This window comes from Sinomicrobium sp. (assembly GCA_029266035.1).
In the GTDB taxonomy this organism is placed as follows: domain Bacteria; phylum Bacteroidota; class Bacteroidia; order Flavobacteriales; family Flavobacteriaceae; genus Sinomicrobium.
The window spans coordinates 24,155-39,924 of the sequence record JAJUFH010000017.1 but is presented as its reverse complement, the minus strand read 5'-3'; the positions used below and the strand labels follow the sequence as shown (position 1 = coordinate 39,924).

Annotated in this window: 11 protein-coding genes and 2 tRNA genes; 5 read left to right on the top strand and 8 right to left on the bottom strand. The window is 42.0% G+C overall.

Annotated features, from left to right (window positions below; translation table 11 throughout):
* Window positions 1-68: 68 nt before the first annotated feature.
* Both ACYZZR_RS09140 and ACYZZR_RS09135 read left to right on the top strand, forming a co-directional pair.
* Entirely contained in the window at window positions 69-1,040 is a 972-nt protein-coding gene (locus ACYZZR_RS09140) for a type IV toxin-antitoxin system AbiEi family antitoxin (RefSeq protein ID WP_461533700.1), read from the top strand.
* Entirely contained in the window at window positions 1,015-1,848 is an 834-nt protein-coding gene (locus ACYZZR_RS09135; protein ID WP_461533699.1) for a hypothetical protein, read from the top strand. Before ACYZZR_RS09140 ends, ACYZZR_RS09135 begins: the two co-directional genes overlap by 26 nt.
* A 159-nt stretch (window positions 1,849-2,007) precedes the next feature.
* On the opposite strand, the gene ACYZZR_RS09130 is transcribed toward ACYZZR_RS09135, so the two are convergent.
* The 5 genes from ACYZZR_RS09130 to ACYZZR_RS09110 all read right to left on the bottom strand — a co-directional run bounded on the left by ACYZZR_RS09130 (window position 2,008) and on the right by ACYZZR_RS09110 (window position 7,234).
* Window positions 2,008-3,291 (bottom strand): site-specific integrase, encoded by a 1,284-nt coding sequence (locus tag ACYZZR_RS09130; RefSeq protein ID WP_461533698.1) that lies wholly within the window; start codon window positions 3,289-3,291, stop codon window positions 2,008-2,010.
* A gap of 231 nt (window positions 3,292-3,522) precedes the next feature.
* A tRNA-Pro gene (locus ACYZZR_RS09125) sits at window positions 3,523-3,597 on the bottom strand.
* Window positions 3,598-3,693: 96 nt separating this feature from the next.
* Window positions 3,694-3,777 (bottom strand) — tRNA-Ser (locus ACYZZR_RS09120).
* Window positions 3,778-3,925: 148 nt separating this feature from the next.
* Entirely contained in the window at window positions 3,926-5,950 is a 2,025-nt protein-coding gene (locus tag ACYZZR_RS09115; RefSeq protein ID WP_461533697.1) for an HD family phosphohydrolase, read from the bottom strand.
* Window positions 5,951-6,034: 84 nt separating this feature from the next.
* The gene (locus tag ACYZZR_RS09110; RefSeq protein WP_461533696.1) at window positions 6,035-7,234 is read right to left on the bottom strand and encodes an MFS transporter; all 1,200 of its coding nucleotides are present in this window, start codon (window positions 7,232-7,234) and stop codon (window positions 6,035-6,037) included.
* A gap of 186 nt (window positions 7,235-7,420) precedes the next feature.
* On the opposite strand from ACYZZR_RS09110, the gene ACYZZR_RS09105 reads away from it, so the two are divergent.
* The gene (locus ACYZZR_RS09105) at window positions 7,421-7,804 is read left to right on the top strand and encodes a group III truncated hemoglobin (RefSeq protein WP_461533695.1); all 384 of its coding nucleotides are present in this window, start codon (window positions 7,421-7,423) and stop codon (window positions 7,802-7,804) included.
* A gap of 221 nt (window positions 7,805-8,025) precedes the next feature.
* Here the strand turns inward: ACYZZR_RS09105 and ACYZZR_RS09100 are convergent, their stop codons facing one another.
* The 3 genes from ACYZZR_RS09100 to pheT all read right to left on the bottom strand — a co-directional run bounded on the left by ACYZZR_RS09100 (window position 8,026) and on the right by pheT (window position 13,773).
* Window positions 8,026-8,739, bottom strand: a complete 714-nt coding sequence (locus ACYZZR_RS09100) for a hypothetical protein (protein WP_461533694.1) — start codon at window positions 8,737-8,739, stop codon at window positions 8,026-8,028.
* 154 nt (window positions 8,740-8,893) lie between these two features.
* Complete coding sequence (gene katG / locus ACYZZR_RS09095) at window positions 8,894-11,101, bottom strand: catalase/peroxidase HPI (RefSeq protein WP_461533693.1); 2,208 nt, start codon at window positions 11,099-11,101, stop codon at window positions 8,894-8,896.
* Between the two features lie 245 nt (window positions 11,102-11,346).
* On the bottom strand, window positions 11,347-13,773 hold the full coding sequence (gene pheT, locus ACYZZR_RS09090; protein WP_461533692.1) for a phenylalanine--tRNA ligase subunit beta: 2,427 nt from the start codon (window positions 13,771-13,773) through the stop codon (window positions 11,347-11,349).
* Between the two features lie 299 nt (window positions 13,774-14,072).
* Here pheT and ACYZZR_RS09085 point away from each other — a divergent pair, with 299 nt between their 5' ends.
* Together ACYZZR_RS09085 and ACYZZR_RS09080 are read left to right on the top strand one after the other, a co-directional pair.
* Window positions 14,073-14,573: a tetratricopeptide repeat protein gene (locus ACYZZR_RS09085; RefSeq protein WP_461533691.1), complete on the top strand. Its 501-nt coding sequence runs from the start codon at window positions 14,073-14,075 to the stop codon at window positions 14,571-14,573.
* A 58-nt stretch (window positions 14,574-14,631) separates the two neighbouring features.
* The gene (locus ACYZZR_RS09080) at window positions 14,632-15,762 is read left to right on the top strand and encodes an MBL fold metallo-hydrolase (protein ID WP_461533690.1); all 1,131 of its coding nucleotides are present in this window, start codon (window positions 14,632-14,634) and stop codon (window positions 15,760-15,762) included.
* Window positions 15,763-15,770: the final 8 nt, after the last annotated feature.

The following is a 15,770-nucleotide window of genomic DNA, read 5'->3' as shown; positions in this document are numbered from 1 at the left end:
TCCATGAGACACGTCGTTCATAAATATTTTTTGTTCACGTAACGTGAACGTTGTATATTTGTGAACAAATGAAACAGGAAATAGTACATACGGCTTTAGAAAACCTCTGGGATACAGCTCATATAAAAGCGAAGTGGGCACCCGTTGGTCCTTTGGATGGTGAAACCACATTCATCATAAATGCTAACCGTTATACATTTGTCACCACAGTTAAAAAGGAACTGCGCGAACACCAGCTTCATCACATCATCGACCATAATAGCAAGTTCAATAATTTTTTGATCATTGCCGAACACATATTCCCAAAAATAAAGAGACAACTCCGCGAACTCGATATTGCATATCTGGAAACCAATGGAAATATCTTCTTAAAAAAAGACCACCTATATTATTTAATAGATACGAATAAAAAAGCTACAATCCGGAAAGACAAAGCCAACAGGGCTTTTACTAAAACAGGGCTCAAGGTGGTTTTTCATTTTCTCCTCGATAAAGAACTGGTGAACAAGACCCATCGGGAAATCGCAGAATACACCCGGGTGGGCTTAGGCAACATTCCGCAAATCATCAACGGATTAAAAGAAACAGGGTATTTGTTACGATTAAATAAAAAAACATATACCTGGGATCATAGAAAAGAACTGCTCGACCGATGGGTAAACGAATATGCAACGGAGTTAAGACCTAAAATAATTAAGGGAACCTATAAACTTCCGGGTAACTGGAAAAAACTACCCCTCAATAAAGAAGTTACTGTTTGGGGCGGTGAACCTGCTGCGGACATTTTAACGAATTATCTAAGACCGGAAAAGTTTATCCTCTATACCAAAGAAAACAAAACCGATATCATTAGAAATTACAAACTGCTACCCAAGGTTGGCGGAGAATTGGAATTACTGGACATGTTCTGGGAAGAGCATCATACAGAAGGGATTGCCCCTCCTCTGCTCATCTATGCCGAACTAATTTTGGCCGGGGGAAAAAGAAATAACGAAACCGCAAAATTGATCTACGATGAGTACATCCAACCAGACTTATAAAGAACTGGCCATCCCCCATTTCAAGGAGGTTTTTGAGCTCATTGATCATGTGATGGTCAAGCATAACATCCCATATTATCTCATCGGGGTTAGTGCCATCGCTTTAGAATTACTCAAAAATGGTGTTAAACCCAGCAGGGGTACCAAGGACATTGATTTTGCCATTATGATCTCCTCCATACAAGAATATGATGAACTCAGTACATCATTAATCACTCATGGATTTAACAAGGTAAAAGCTCCCTGGACCTTTTATAGCCCAAAATATGATGTAGCTGTAGATATTTTACCTTTTGGAGAGATTGAAGAACAAGATACCATCCGGTTTCACCAACGCTATTCCGACTTGCATGTCCTTGGGTTTAAAGAAGTATTGGAAACTCCCGAAACGGCTTATGTAGAAGAAAAAATTGTCAACATCCCTCCCCTGGCGGGAATGATTGTCTTAAAGCTGGTTTCATGGAGTGACAGACCTGAGGAAAGGGAAAATGATTTGACGGATATCCTACGGATCATTGAGCACTATTTTGAGCACAATTTTGATGAAATCGTTGAATTTCACCACGATACATTTCCCGAAGAAGGTTTTGACCCATTGATCATTGCTGCTGAAGTACTGGGTAGAAAGGCCAGGTTGTACCTTAAAAAATCAGATGTGCTTGCCCAAAGGATTTATGATGTCCTGGAAAACAGTTTGAAGGAAGAAAGTCAGTCCATTATAGCCAAAGAATGGGCGAAATCCAAAGACTGGAGTATTGAATATGCCATGTCGATACTCAAAGCATTTCATCATGGAATAATCCGATAATTTAATGTCGGTATTTCAATATCATACGATAGATAGCACCAATCTTCCCAGACCTTGACAGTTGATAGCTTTACCCTTTAGAAGTTAGCCTATCCTACAAGCCAATATATAGGTTGAAATGGACAATTATTATATCAAATACATCCCTCCTTTAAAGTTCTACTTTACGATCTGTAAATGATTGTATGATGTTAATTTATAGTCCGGTTTTTCCTTGGTATTAGCTTTGAGTACTGTTCTTAATTGAGCAAAATCCTGGCTTATTTTCTTTTCAAGTACGCGGGCATAACGCTGTGTCGTGGAAAGTTTGGTATGTCCCAAAAGTTTGGATACGGTTTCCATGGGGACATTATTCAACAAGGTAATAGTGGTAGCAAATGTATGTCGCGCCACATGAAAGGTCAAATGCTTGTTTATACCTGCCTCTTTAGCAATTCTTTTCAAATATTTATTGATAGTCTGATTGGCAAATACAGGTAACAGGGAATAATCATTGGAAATATCCGGATAATTTGCGTATTTATCTAATATTTCTTTTGCCTGTTCCAATAATGGAACCTTTACCGGTGTCTTAGTCTTCTTTCTTTTGACATTGATCCAATGATCTCCATCAATGCCGGTGACTATCTTATCTTTTTTTAAAAGTTTAACCTCTATATAACATAAACCCGTATAGCAGGAAAAAATGAAAACGTCACGCACTAACTCCAACCCCTTATCCTGAAAGATGTGGTTTTTTAGTCGTTCAATTTCATGATCTTCCAGAAAATCATTATCAAAATCATCGTATTTCAGCGTATAGGGTAAAAAAGGGTTTTGTCCTATCCATCCATGTTTAAACGCCAGGCCGACGAGTTTTTGGAAACGTTCCATATGCTTCATCACACCATTGTTATTCAATGGTTGAGAAGGCTTCAGGGGATATTTTGGTAAATAATTTTCAAATTCCGTGATCAATGTATAATTAATGAGAGCCAACTTCATATCCTTTTCCTTAAATTTCCATTGCATAAAATTGTATAAATATTGTTCAGTGGCATTATAATTCTTCGCCGTACCGTCTTCCAGGTTATCAATTTCATTTAACCTGTGATATTTTATCAAGCCTGCTAATGTAGTCACAGGACGATCTTTGCCCAGGTAACGAAGTTTAATGGAAAGCGCAGTAATTGGCTTGCCTTCGGAATGAAGTTCTCTATGAGCCTCTATTAATCGGGCATGCACGTCGTCCAGATATTGGTTGATGTGCTTTGCACCTGAAGCATGAGGGTTAACTCTACCGGTCGAAGTAACCCAATATTTAGCGGCAACAGCTCTTTTTATACTTATATCAGCTCGTTTACCATCTACTGTAATCCTTGCATAAACAGGAATCTGACCGTTTTTTCTTTTCGCTGTCTTTTTCAGCCAAAAATGAATACTAAATGTTGTTGAAGTTTGCATCACTTTCGTTTTTGATTAGAAAATCAGTTAAAACGAAAGCCAAATCGCCGTGAAAGTCAAATGCGGCTTTGAACCCTTAATTTACAAAATCTTTACCTATTATAAAATAGGACACCGATTAGGACACCTTAAAATATAGGTTCAAAACAAAACAAATGAAAATAGTAAAAATATAATTTGCTGATTTTCATTTGTTTAAATTTTAATTGGTTTGTAATAAACCCAAAAATGTCGGGGTGGCAGGATTCGAACCTGCGACCTCCTGCTCCCAAAGCAGGCGCGATAACCGGGCTACGCTACACCCCGTAGTACAGGAATTATCCTGTCATTTCAATAAGTTGTTCGGTTTTTAAATTTCCCGATTTTCATCGAGTGCGATAACCGAACGGCAATCTAATGAAGCGGAGAGACAGGGATTCGAACCCTGGCAACACTTACGCGTTGACAGATTAGCAATCTGCTCCATTACCACTCTGGCACCTCTCCATTGTTTACACAATATTTTAAGAACGTATTTCGTTGTTAAAATGCGGATGCAAATGTAATGGTTCGATGCGTATAACGCAACTATTTATCTGACTTTTTTACGGTTTTTGTGCCATTTTTATATACCTGATTAAAAATCAATAATATACTATTCAGGGTATTCTATTCGAAGATGGTAAATATTGGTGAGTTTGCGCTTGAATACCTTTTTGACATCCTCGATTTCCTTAAAGGTAATATTGGCATTGAGAAATTGTTCCGCTTCAATCTGTTTGCTTACAATTTTCTCAACAAAATCGTTTATCATAGTAAAGGTGGGGTTTTTTAGACTTTTTGATGCGGCTTCGACAGAATCGGCCATCATGACTATTGCAGTCTCCTTAGAAAAGGGGATGGGACCGGGGTACTGATAATCTTCTATCGCAGTATTTTTGTCTTGTTCCAGCTGCTTTTTGTAAAAATAATACACGGTATTGGTGCCGTGGTGGGTGCGTATAAAATCTATCACCCGGTCGGGAAGCTTGTGTTTACGCGCCATTTCTATACCGTCTATTACGTGATCTATGATGATTTTGGCACTTTCTTCCGGTTCGATCTCATCGTGCGGATTCACTCCTGTAATTTGATTTTCGGTAAAGTATACAGCATTGTTCATCTTGCCGATGTCGTGATAGAGTGCTCCTACTCGAACCAGCATGGCATTGGCTCCAATCTCATTGGCTGCAGCTTCGGCAAGATTGGCAACTTGTAGCGAATGATGAAAGGTTCCGGGGGCTTTATCCGATAATTCCTTTAATAGTTTGGTATTTGTATCGGATAGCTCTAACAGGGAAACATCTGATACCAATCCAAAGAGTTTTTCGTAGATATAGATCAGAGGTTGAGCAAAAAGAGTAGCCAGACCGTTTAGTATAAACAATCCGAAATTGAGCCATACGATATCGTTGAGGTTGCCTTCGTGTATTACGGTAAAAGCTAGATAGGTAATCATATACACCAGTGTAATCTGCCCTACAGAAATAAACAGATTGGCTCTTCTGTAAAGCTCTGATACGGTGAGTATGGTGACTACTCCGGCAATGATCTGTAAAAAGATATACTCAAAACTATTGGGCACTACAAAACCGAGTAGCAAGACGGTAAGAGTGTGCACAAAAAAGCCAAGTCTACTGTCGAAAAAGGCCTTTAACACAATAGGGAGGATACACAGAGGAACTACATATACATAACTATTGTCGTATTTCACCGCCAAAGTGGTGATAAAGACCATGGTGATGATATTCACGAAGATAAAGGTGACCTTCGTATTGTCGTTGAGGATGTCTGTGCGAAATTTGCGCAAAAAGAGAAACAGCATTACAAAAGCCAGTCCAACCAGAATAATGTAACCGAAGAGTATCCAGTAGTAATTGGTACCTTTCCAGATATGAGAGGTGTATTCTTGTTGCAGTGAGTATAGCTTTTCGTATTTTTCACCTTCTACAACTTCCCCGTTGAGAATAATTCGTTCGCCTCGCTCTATGGTTCCCTTGGTGGCGTATACGTTTTCGAGTTCTTCTTTCAGGGCTTTTTCAGAAAAGTCTTTGTTCCAACTTATATTAGGTGTTACTATCTTGCTGAATAGTTTGTAAAACTCTGATTTATAAGACAAAAGTCTTCGTTTCTTAAGGTATTGGTCGAGGTGTTTTTCAAGATCGCCTAGCCGTATTATTCGCTCTTTATTTACTACAGCTACCTCATTTCCTTTTACCAGGTGTATAAAGCGCCCTGAAGGCATGTTCTCCTTATCGTCAATAATGCCTTTGTCGTAGATGGTACTGAGAAAGTCTTCCCCGGCTTTTTGAAGTTCTTCACGCTGTATAAAATTGCTGTATTCGGCGGTATACTGTTCTTGCACCCTCGATAGGGTATTTGTATCGTAGGCGTAATACGGAATAAATTCTCTCCTGACTGTTTCGCGTTCCTCTTCCATTTCCGCATCGGTTTTGAGTATTGGAAAATCGAAGGGAGCATACAAGCTCTCGTATTGCCAAGGTTTTCCCTTTTGCAATTCGTATTTGAATTTACCCGCTTTTGGAAAGAGGTATACCACCAGAGCGGTAGCAGAGATAAAAAGGAAAATCTTGTATATCAGTGACTGATTGCGATAAATATTGTGAAAGCTCTGTTTCATTCAGGAAAATATTTGTTCAAATTTAAACAAAATTGTTTCAAGAGCACGCTCGTAATATATCTCCTTTGGATATGACAGTAGTATTCAGAGTCTGTTTTTGCCTTTTTGAAGCAATAACCTCCATACGATGACTATGCTGATAAGAATAATACTCGCACAGAAGAGAAAGAGGTATTCCATGCCAAACACATTGATTACGGTACCTTCTAGCGGACCGGTAAGTCCGAGGGAAATATCGATAAAGAGTCCGTAACAAGCCAGTGCAGCGCCGGCATTGGAAGGAGGTACCAATTTTACGGCCTCGACTCCAAGGGCTGGAAAAACCAGCGAAAATCCCAATCCAGTAATAGCCGCACCGAATAGTGCGGTATTGGGGTGAGAGGCCATAAACAGTACGACAAGTCCGGCCGTTTCTACAATTAGACAGACCAAGGCCACTTTGAGTCCTCCGTGTACATCGATCTTGCCGGAGAAAAAAAGCCTTCCCGAGATAAACAGCAGGCTGAAAGTGGTGAGGCAGAGTGCGGCATTAGACCAGTGAAAATAATCGTAATAAAGGGTTATGAAATTAGACAGTCCCCCAAATCCAAGTCCTGCCAGTCCTAAGCAAATACCAAAAGGCGCTACCAATTTCAACACCTTAAAAAAACCGATCGGTTTTGCTTTAAAATGTCCTTTGACCGCCTTTTTTGACAAGGCAAATAGCAGACTTACAAGAGGAATAATAAATATGGCTATCGCGATGTATTCCACTTTCCAGTGCTCGCCTATCAGTACGCCTAGTGGAGCTCCCACTGCCAGAGCGCTGTAACTGGCAACACCGTTGTAGGAGATGGCAGTAGCCGTGTGTTTTTCTCCCAGAGCCAGCATGGCCCAGTTGATAGGACTAGCTCCGATCATGCCTTCTGCACATCCGGTAATAAGTCGTGTTATAGCCAATAGTATAAGGCACAACATACTGTTTTCTTCCACTTTAAATGCGGCAAACATCAGTATAGCACTTGCCATAAAGCCAATCATACTCGTCAGTACTACGGGTTTAGGACCGCGGGTATCTACTACTTTTCCGGAAATCCCCCTTACCACAAAGGTGGCGACGTATTGCAAGCTGATAACGGCTCCAGCTACGATCTCGCTATACCCCAGTGTTTTGTGAATGTATATAGGCAATACGGCCAAAGGGATCCCGATACAGAGATACCCGAGAAAAGAGAATGAAACAAAACCGACAATTTGCATCTTAACGCGATGTTCGCCGGTGGAAAGTGTAGTATCAAGCGACATAATTACAAGCTGTAAAAACAAGTGTTTTTTGCGGCTGCAAAGGTAGGTATCAATATATTAATTGTACTATAAACACCTTGTTTTTTTGTTAGTTTATATGGAGGTTTTAGGAGAACTCCAGTAGGACTACTGCATATCGATGGCATAAATCATTATTTTTGATGTATATCTCATATCTTTGTAGTTATGGAAGATATTAAAAATAGAGAAGATGTAGCACTCCTGGTTCGCACCTTCTACGGACAGGTGAGGGAAAACGAAGAAATAGGACCTTTTTTTAATAAGATGATTACCGACTGGGAAGAGCATTTTGAAAAACTTACCGATTTCTGGGAGTCTAATCTGTTTTTTAAGGGGTTGTATCGAGGCAACCCGAGAATTGCCCACGCCAAGGTAGATGCAGCCTTTGGTCACAGTGTGGAGAACCGTCATTTTGGAGTGTGGCTGAACATCTGGTTTTCTACTATAGACAGCTTGTTTGCCGGCGAATTAGCTGAAAGGGCAAAGAACAACGCCCGAAAAATGTCGACTCACCTGTTTATGAGCATTTACCGGGACAGGACCAGTTAGTATTCGCCGGACAGGTCCGATTGTCGGAATGACACTAAAAGACAAGTAGACTTGGAAACCAAATCACCACAAACTGGCAGGGTCAAAGGTCAAACTTTAAACCCGCAATCTTCAATCAGCAAGCGAAACTCGAAACCTCTCTTCATTTTTTTACAGAGCTGATAAATATTACGGTCGGGATATTTATCTCGCCGCAATAGGGCTGTGTGATAAGTTTACAATCAGTTGTAGTACTTACTGTTCCAGGCCAGTCCGTTGAAATTTTTTCCCCGGGCAAAGGCGTAGAAAAAGGTAATGCCACAGAGTGATTTCAAGACAAATAAAAACAGCAGCCAAAAATGCCACGCTTCCGGGTGGGGAGTAAACCATTTCAGTGGGGTAAGTGCTGTGACTGCAATACTGATGACCACCATGAGTACAAAGAGGGTAAATAAGTTTTTAAAGGGATACATCAACCATTTTCTCAAGGGGTGAAGGTCATTTCCCCACTTGTGGACTAGGTAGTAATAATCGTTGCCTAGAGGGACGAAAAGCAAGGGGTCGTCGGCATTTTCCAATCTGAACAATCGGGCGGGGGCCACTATTTTAAATCCGGACAATGTAGTTTGGTGCAGTCTTTCGAGAGTTTTGATCTCGGAGAGTGCTTCTTGTGGAAATGTACCCTTAAAGTATTTACTATCTAAAAATCGCAAGCGATAGTCTGTACATATCTGTTTGATGTGAGAGATGTGGAATATTTTGTCTGTTTCCAGCTTTTCAAAATCCAATGTATGAGAAATCGATGAGCCTCGATTTAGTTTTTGAGTGATATGAAGATCCTTTTGGTGTTCCTTCTCCAGTATGTTTTTCACCTGCTTTAACAAATCTGGGTTATGTGATTTCCCATCTTTGTATTCCTTTAATTTCTGTTCTAAATTAACCCTGTGTAACACCATTTTACTCAAGTCTAAAAGGTTTTCTCAAAATTAGTGAAAACAAAAGTGAACGTCAAGAAAATGTCGACTTATGTTTTCTGTCAAAAAAGGAGACGACCATTTGGCCGCCTCCTGTCGCATTTCCCTGTGGGATTTTATTTCACATTTTAACTTCTTAGGCCAAATCGAAACGGTCGAGTTGCATCACTTTGTACCATGCGGCTACAAAATCGTCAACGAACTTTTCACCGGCATCGGAGCAACCGTACACTTCGGCTACCGCTCTCAGTTCGGAGTTGGATCCGAATATGAGATCAGCTCGAGTAGCGGTCCATTTCACTGCACCCGACTTGCGGTCGCGTCCTTCGAATAATTCCTGGTTATCCGGAGATACGGGTTTCCACTCGGTATTCATATCTAGGAGATTTACAAAGAAATCGTTGGTGAGTTTTCCGGGAGTATGTGTAAATACGCCGTGTTTTTCTCCGTTGTAATTGGTTCCCAACATACGCAGTCCTCCAATGAGAACGGTAAGTTCTGGAGCGGTGAGGTTAAGCAATTGAGCCTTGTCTATCAGTAGAGCCTCGGTTGCGACATCAAATTTGGTTTTTCGATAGTTTCGGAAGCCGTCTGCTGCAGGTTCCAAGTATTTGAAGTCTTCGACATCAGTTTGTTCCTGAAGTGCATCCATACGGCCTGGGGTAAAGGGAACAGTGATGTTATGCCCTGCTTCTCCTGCGGCTTTTTCCACACCAACACCCCCAGCGAGGACGATGAGATCGGCTAGAGAAATTCTTTTGCCTCCAGTTTGGGTATTGTTAAACTCTTGCTGTATGCCTTCGAGTACGGAGAGTACTCGGGACAGTTGCTGTGGGTTGTTTACTTCCCAGTCCTTTTGGGGGGCTAGGCGTATTCGGGCACCATTGGCTCCACCGCGTTTATCAGACCCCCTGAAGGTAGAGGCAGAGGCCCAAGCCGTACTCACCATTTCGGCTACGGTTAAGCCAGAATTTGCTATTTTATTTTTCAGTTGAGCTATATCACTTTCGTTTACCAGTTCGTGATCTACTTTCGGTATAGGATCTTGCCATATTAAGTCTTCTTGAGGAATCTCCGGTCCGAGGTATCTCGATTTAGGTCCCATATCGCGATGGGTAAGTTTGAACCAGGCTCTTGCGAAAGCATCGGCAAACTCGTCGGGGTTTTCGTAGAATCGCCTTGATATTTTCCCGTATATCGGGTCATATCGCAGCGATAGGTCGGTAGTGAGCATGGTGGGGCGATATTTCTTATTGGGGTCGAAAGCGTCGGGAGTAGTGGGTTCTGCATCTTTTGCTACCCATTGTTTAGCCCCGGCAGGACTGAGCTCCATTTCCCATTCGTATTTAAAGAGATTGTCGAAAAAGAGATTGCTCCACTGAGTGGGAGTCTGTGTCCATGTCACTTCCGGTCCGCCGGTAATGGCATGAGGGCCAGCACCGGTACCGAAGCTGTTTTTCCATCCCAATCCCATTTGCTCTATAGGGGCTGCTTCGGGCTCCGGACCTACATAGGTTGCGGGATTGGCTGCACCATGTGTTTTCCCGAAACTGTGTCCTCCTGCAATCAAGGCTACGGTTTCTTCATCGTTCATGGCCATTCGCTTAAAGGTCTCTCGAATATCTTTGGCAGCAGCAATAGGATCTCCGTTTCCATTCGGTCCTTCGGGATCTACATAGATGAGTCCCATAACCACCGCGGCGAGAGGATCTTCCAATTCGCGATTTGAGGTGTATCTCTTGTCGTCTAGCCAGGTAGTTTCCGATCCCCAGTATACATCGTCCCAGGGTTCCCAGGAGTCTTCTCTTCCACCGGCAAATCCGAAAGTCTTGAAGCCCATAGACTCAAGAGCTACATTTCCGGTCAACACAATCAGGTCTGCCCAAGATATTTTTTTCCCGTACTTTTGTTTTATGGGCCATAAGAGTCTTCTGGCCTTGTCTAAACTGGCATTGTCTGGCCAACTGTTGAGTGGAGCAAACCGCTGTTGCCCTCCGTCTGCACCCCCGCGCCCGTCGCCTATACGATAGGTCCCCGCACTGTGCCAGGCCATACGGACAAAGAGTCCGCCGTAATGCCCGAAATCTGCCGGCCACCAGTCCTGTGAATCGGTCATGAGTTGGTGTAGATCCTCTTTCAATGCTTTAAAATCTAGACTTTTAAAAGCTTCTGCATAATTGAAATCTTTATCCATCGGATTGGAGAGGGTAGAATTCTGTCTCAGAATATTTACTTTTAACTGATTGGGCCACCAGTCGCGGTTTTTAGGACCACCACCTGCAGCCTGCTTTGGAGCATGTCCTGAAAAAGGACATTTTCCCATACCATTTGAATTGTTTTCCATAGGTCTGTTTTTAAGTTGCAATACTGTTGTAATATTCTCTCTAAAGTTAGTAAAAACGCAGTGATTTACCTAAAAAGCATATAAAATGTTATGATTAAACTATAAGGTATGTTTATAGTTTTTACGAATAGAATTGTATATCGTTATTTATGAGGAGAGAAGTGGAGATATTAAAAAAACAAAGGGCAAACACAGCTTATAAAATCCGTATTTGCCCTTTTTGGAGGAATTGTTTTCGGTAAAAACTACCGAAGCTCAGCCTTTAATTTGCTTTCAAAAGCTTCTCGGTATTTTTCCATTATACGGTCGATCTGTTTGTCCGTAAGGGTTTTGTTTTTGTCTTGGAAAGTAAAGCTCACCGCATACGATTTCTTACCATCGGGCAGTTTATCGCCCTCATAAACGTCAAACAGATTGATGTCTTTTAGCAGGCTATGATCCGTTTTGCGCGCTGTTTCATATATATCGCTAAATCTTATTCCATTGTCGATAAGCAGGGCAAAATCTCTTCTCACTTCGGGGAATCTTGGGATCTCGTCGTACTTGATATTGTCGGTATTGAGATGTTGCAAGATATGATCCCATCGGAAGTCGGCGTAAATAACTTGCTGTTTTATATCGAAGGCCTTTAGGATATGCTGTCTAACGATTCCGAGTGAAACCAGTACAACACTACCTGCGGTCAATGCTATTCCTTCACTAAAGATATCGCTTTGCACAGGGCTATAGGTGATATCTTTAATTCCCAACCGTTCTAGAACGATCTGCACTATACCTTTGGCTTGGAAGAAATCTGTAGGTGTCACCGGAATTTTCCAGTTTTCCTCATTTCTATTTCCGGTGAGGAATAGTGCGAGACTTTTGTGTTCTTCTCTTTTTTCTCCGAACTGGTGGTACGATTTTCCAAATTCGAAGAGTTTGAGGTTAGATCGCTTTCGGTTGATATTGTAAGCAATGGCTTCCAGTCCTGAAAACAGCAGTGTTCTTCTCATGATGGAGAGGTCGTTGCTGAGTGGGTTGAGCATTCGCACATTGTTCTCGTCCTTGATATCTTGTGATAGTTCGTTGTACTTGGGCGAGGTCAGTGAATTGGCCATAATTTCGTAGCATCCCTGAGCTACGAGTAGTTCGGCAATTTTGTTCTGTATCTTGTAATCTTCGAATCGGGAAGAATAAGATACTGAAGCGTTTAGCTTTTCTCCAGGTTTTATGTTGTTATAACCGTATACGCGCAGTATTTCTTCGATGACATCGGCTTCGCGCTGTACATCTACACGATAGGAAGGAATAGTGAGTCCCATTCCGGCTTCGGTTACATTGTTGACCTTGATATCCAATGAACTCAGTATAGATTTTACTGTTTCTTCAGGCAAATTCTGACCTATGAGTTTGTTTATTTTGTCGTAGTAGAGAAACACCTGGAAGTCTTCAAATTTCTTAGGGTACATATCTACCACATCACTGGTGATTTCTCCTCCGGCTACTTCCTGAATTAGCAGTGCAGCTCGTCGCAATGCATACTCTACATTCTTGATATCTATTCCCCTTTCAAATCGGAAAGAAGCATCGGTGTTTAAGCCGTGTCTTTTTGCAGATTTACGCACAGATACCGGATTGAAATAGGCACTTTCGAGAAAGATGCCAGTGGTACTCTGAGAAACTCCCGAGTGTTCACCTCCAAAAACACCGGCTATACACATGGGTTTTTCAGCGTCACAGATCATCAGATCCTCTTCGTGCAATTCTCTATCTACTCCGTCTAGTGTGACAAACCGACTTCCCGCTTCGGCTTTTTTTACGATGATTTTTTGTCCGGCTATTTTAGCCAAATCAAAGGCGTGAAGTGGTTGCCCCAGTTCGTGTAACACATAGTTTGTAGCGTCGACCACATTGTTTTTTGGCGTAATACCAATAGCTTTAAGTCTGTTTTGTAGCCATTGTGGAGAAGGCATCACTCGAAGTCCTGAAATGGTTACTCCTGCATATCTCGGGGCTAAGACCTTGTCTTGTACGTCTACATCTATACGCTGAGTTCTGTTATCTACCCGAAAGCTACTTGCCGACGGTGTAATCATCTCGATGCTTATCTCTTTGCGAAGCAGTCCTGCTCTGAGATCTCTCGCCACTCCAAAATGGCTCATAGCATCGGCTCGGTTGGGGGTAAGACCTATTTCAAATACGATATCGTCTTCTACTTGATATAGTGCAGATAGAGGAGTTCCTGGAGTCAGCTTTTGGTCGAGCACCATGATGCCGTCGTGACTTTTACCTAGCCCCAACTCGTCTTCGGCACAAATCATTCCGAAAGACTCTTCGCCTCGTATCTTACTTTTCTTTATTTTCCAAGCTTCGCCTTTATCGTCGTAAAGCGTAGTGCCTACTGTGGCTACAGGAACTTTTTGTCCAGCGGCAACATTGGGGGCTCCACACACAATTTGAACGGGTTCACCGTTGCCGAGATTTACTTTGGTTACTTTAAGCCTGTCGGCATTGGGGTGTTTTTCACAGGAAAGTACTTCTCCGACTACCACACCTTTTAATCCCCCTTTAACAGATTGGAAAGAGGTGACTCCCTCTACTTCGAGACCGAGATCGGTGAGTAATGCTGCAGTTTTGTCTGCTTCCCAATCCAGTTTGATAAACTGTTTGAGCCAGTTGTAGGATATCTTCATTGAATCTTGAACTTACATTTGCATACGAAAGTACGCCGTTTGTGTGCCTTTGTTTTTACTTTTAGCGAGAGCAAAGATAAGCGTTATGAATTTTTTATAAAAGAGTTTGATAGACAAAACCTGTAGAGGTGTCGACAGGAGCAATCGTCTTACAATACTCGCCTGTTTACAAGGAGATAGATTGAAAAAAATCTAAACACAATACCTGCTCCGATACATAAAAATGTTATTATTTTGAAAGAATCGCGAAAAAATCGGTTTTATTGGTATCTTAGAAGCCTTAAAATAATACCCGGAACATGACATCCGTTCACAAATATCTGTTTCAGGCTATGGATAATTATCCGTACAGCTTGGAAGACACATTGGAATCACTGGATTACGCCTTGTCTTACGATGAGAACAACACTATGGCGCTGTGCCTATATGGAAGAATGCTGTCAGAGCAATTACAGCGGTATGAAGAGGCGAAGACTTATTTTCAGAAAGCGCTTACCATAGATGTCAACGCTGTAGAAGTTTATCCTTATTATATAGAGACCCTTCTCTACAACGAAGATTTTGAAGAGGCCGGCGCATTGATCGATTTTGCTCTAAAAGTGAAGGGGATTAGCAAAATCGACATAAAGTGGCGGGAAGTACAGCTGTACGAAATGAAAATGGAACTCGACGAGGCGCTTTCTCTGGCAGAAAAATTAAAATTGTACGTGTTTGATTCATCTTGGAACAAGACGATCAAGGAAACTACAAGGAGATTGAAAAAGAAAATAGCCATACTCGACGGAAAGGTAGAGGAGTAGAAGGCAAAAAACCGATTTTAGTCGGAATCCGGGGAACGCATTACATCTATAAACTGCCATGAAAAGTATATGGTTGATATTCCGCCGCCTTATGATTGTTCTTTTATCTCTTTTGGTCATTTTAGGTATAGCGCTGATTCTTTACCTGCAACATCCCCAATTTGGCAAAGTCCCTGCCGGAGATCGGCTAGAGCACATTTCACTTTCGCCCCACTTTAAGGATGGTGTTTTTGAGAATTTGAGTTATACGCCATCGCTTTCAGAGGGATATTCCTATCTGAAAGTGATGTATATGTTCTTTTTTGAGAAAAGCCGGAACAATACACCTAAGGAAGCCATACCTTCGATACGGATCGATTTGAAAACGCTTCCGGAAGACGAAGATATTTTGGTTTGGTTCGGCCATTCGTCGTATTTCCTGAAGGTGGAGGGAGTGAGCATACTTGTCGACCCTGTTTTTAGCGGTAATGCTTCTCCCGTACCAGAGACTACAAGGGCTTTTAAGGGGACTGATATTTACGATACTGAAGATTTTCCAGATATCGATTATCTGATAATTACCCACGATCACTACGATCATCTAGATTATAAAACAATAAAGAAACTCAAGGGAAAGGTAAAAAAGGTAATCTGTGGTCTGGGGGTAGGGTCGCATCTGGAATACTGGGGGTATACTACAGATATACTGGAGGAACACGACTGGAATGAAACTGTAGAATTGAAAGAACAGTTGCGATTGCACACTCTTCCGGCGCGCCATTTTTCCGGACGCTTGTTTAAGCGAAACAACACCTTGTGGATGTCCTATTTGCTGGAAACGGGTTCGCATAAGATATACCTCGGAGGAGACAGTGGTTACGACGGGCATTTTGCCGAGATTGGAAAGCGCTTCGGACCGATAGACTTTGCGATCTTGGAAAACGGACAATACAATATGGCCTGGCACGCCATACATTGCCTTCCCAGAGAAACCGTACAGGCTGCTCTCGATCTCAAAGCCAAACGGCTTATGCCGGTACACTCTTCCAAGTTTTCTCTATCGACACATAGCTGGAAGGAACCTCTTGCAGAAGTCTCGCGCTTGGCAGAAGAAGCCAAAATACCACTAGTAACTCCGGTAATCGGAGAAAAGGTAAAGCTCAGAGACGACAAGCAGGTTTTTAAATCTTGGTGGGAAGGGGTGGAGTGAAGGAAGGA

What these genes read in the sequence shown, in the direction of transcription:
- ACYZZR_RS09140 (WP_461533700.1), top strand. Translation starts at nt 69, where the DNA reads ATGAAACAGGAAATAGTACATACGGCTTTAGAAAACCTCTGGGATACA.
- ACYZZR_RS09135 (WP_461533699.1), top strand. Translation starts at nt 1,015, where the DNA reads ATGAGTACATCCAACCAGACTTATAAAGAACTGGCCATCCCCCATTTC.
- ACYZZR_RS09130 (WP_461533698.1), bottom strand. Translation starts at nt 3,291, where the DNA reads ATGCAAACTTCAACAACATTTAGTATTCATTTTTGGCTGAAAAAGACA.
- ACYZZR_RS09115 (WP_461533697.1), bottom strand. Translation starts at nt 5,950, where the DNA reads ATGAAACAGAGCTTTCACAATATTTATCGCAATCAGTCACTGATATAC.
- ACYZZR_RS09110 (WP_461533696.1), bottom strand. Translation starts at nt 7,234, where the DNA reads ATGTCGCTTGATACTACACTTTCCACCGGCGAACATCGCGTTAAGATG.
- ACYZZR_RS09105 (WP_461533695.1), top strand. Translation starts at nt 7,421, where the DNA reads ATGGAAGATATTAAAAATAGAGAAGATGTAGCACTCCTGGTTCGCACC.
- ACYZZR_RS09100 (WP_461533694.1), bottom strand. Translation starts at nt 8,739, where the DNA reads ATGGTGTTACACAGGGTTAATTTAGAACAGAAATTAAAGGAATACAAA.
- katG (WP_461533693.1), bottom strand. Translation starts at nt 11,101, where the DNA reads ATGGAAAACAATTCAAATGGTATGGGAAAATGTCCTTTTTCAGGACAT.
- pheT (WP_461533692.1), bottom strand. Translation starts at nt 13,773, where the DNA reads ATGAAGATATCCTACAACTGGCTCAAACAGTTTATCAAACTGGATTGG.
- ACYZZR_RS09085 (WP_461533691.1), top strand. Translation starts at nt 14,073, where the DNA reads ATGACATCCGTTCACAAATATCTGTTTCAGGCTATGGATAATTATCCG.
- ACYZZR_RS09080 (WP_461533690.1), top strand. Translation starts at nt 14,632, where the DNA reads ATGAAAAGTATATGGTTGATATTCCGCCGCCTTATGATTGTTCTTTTA.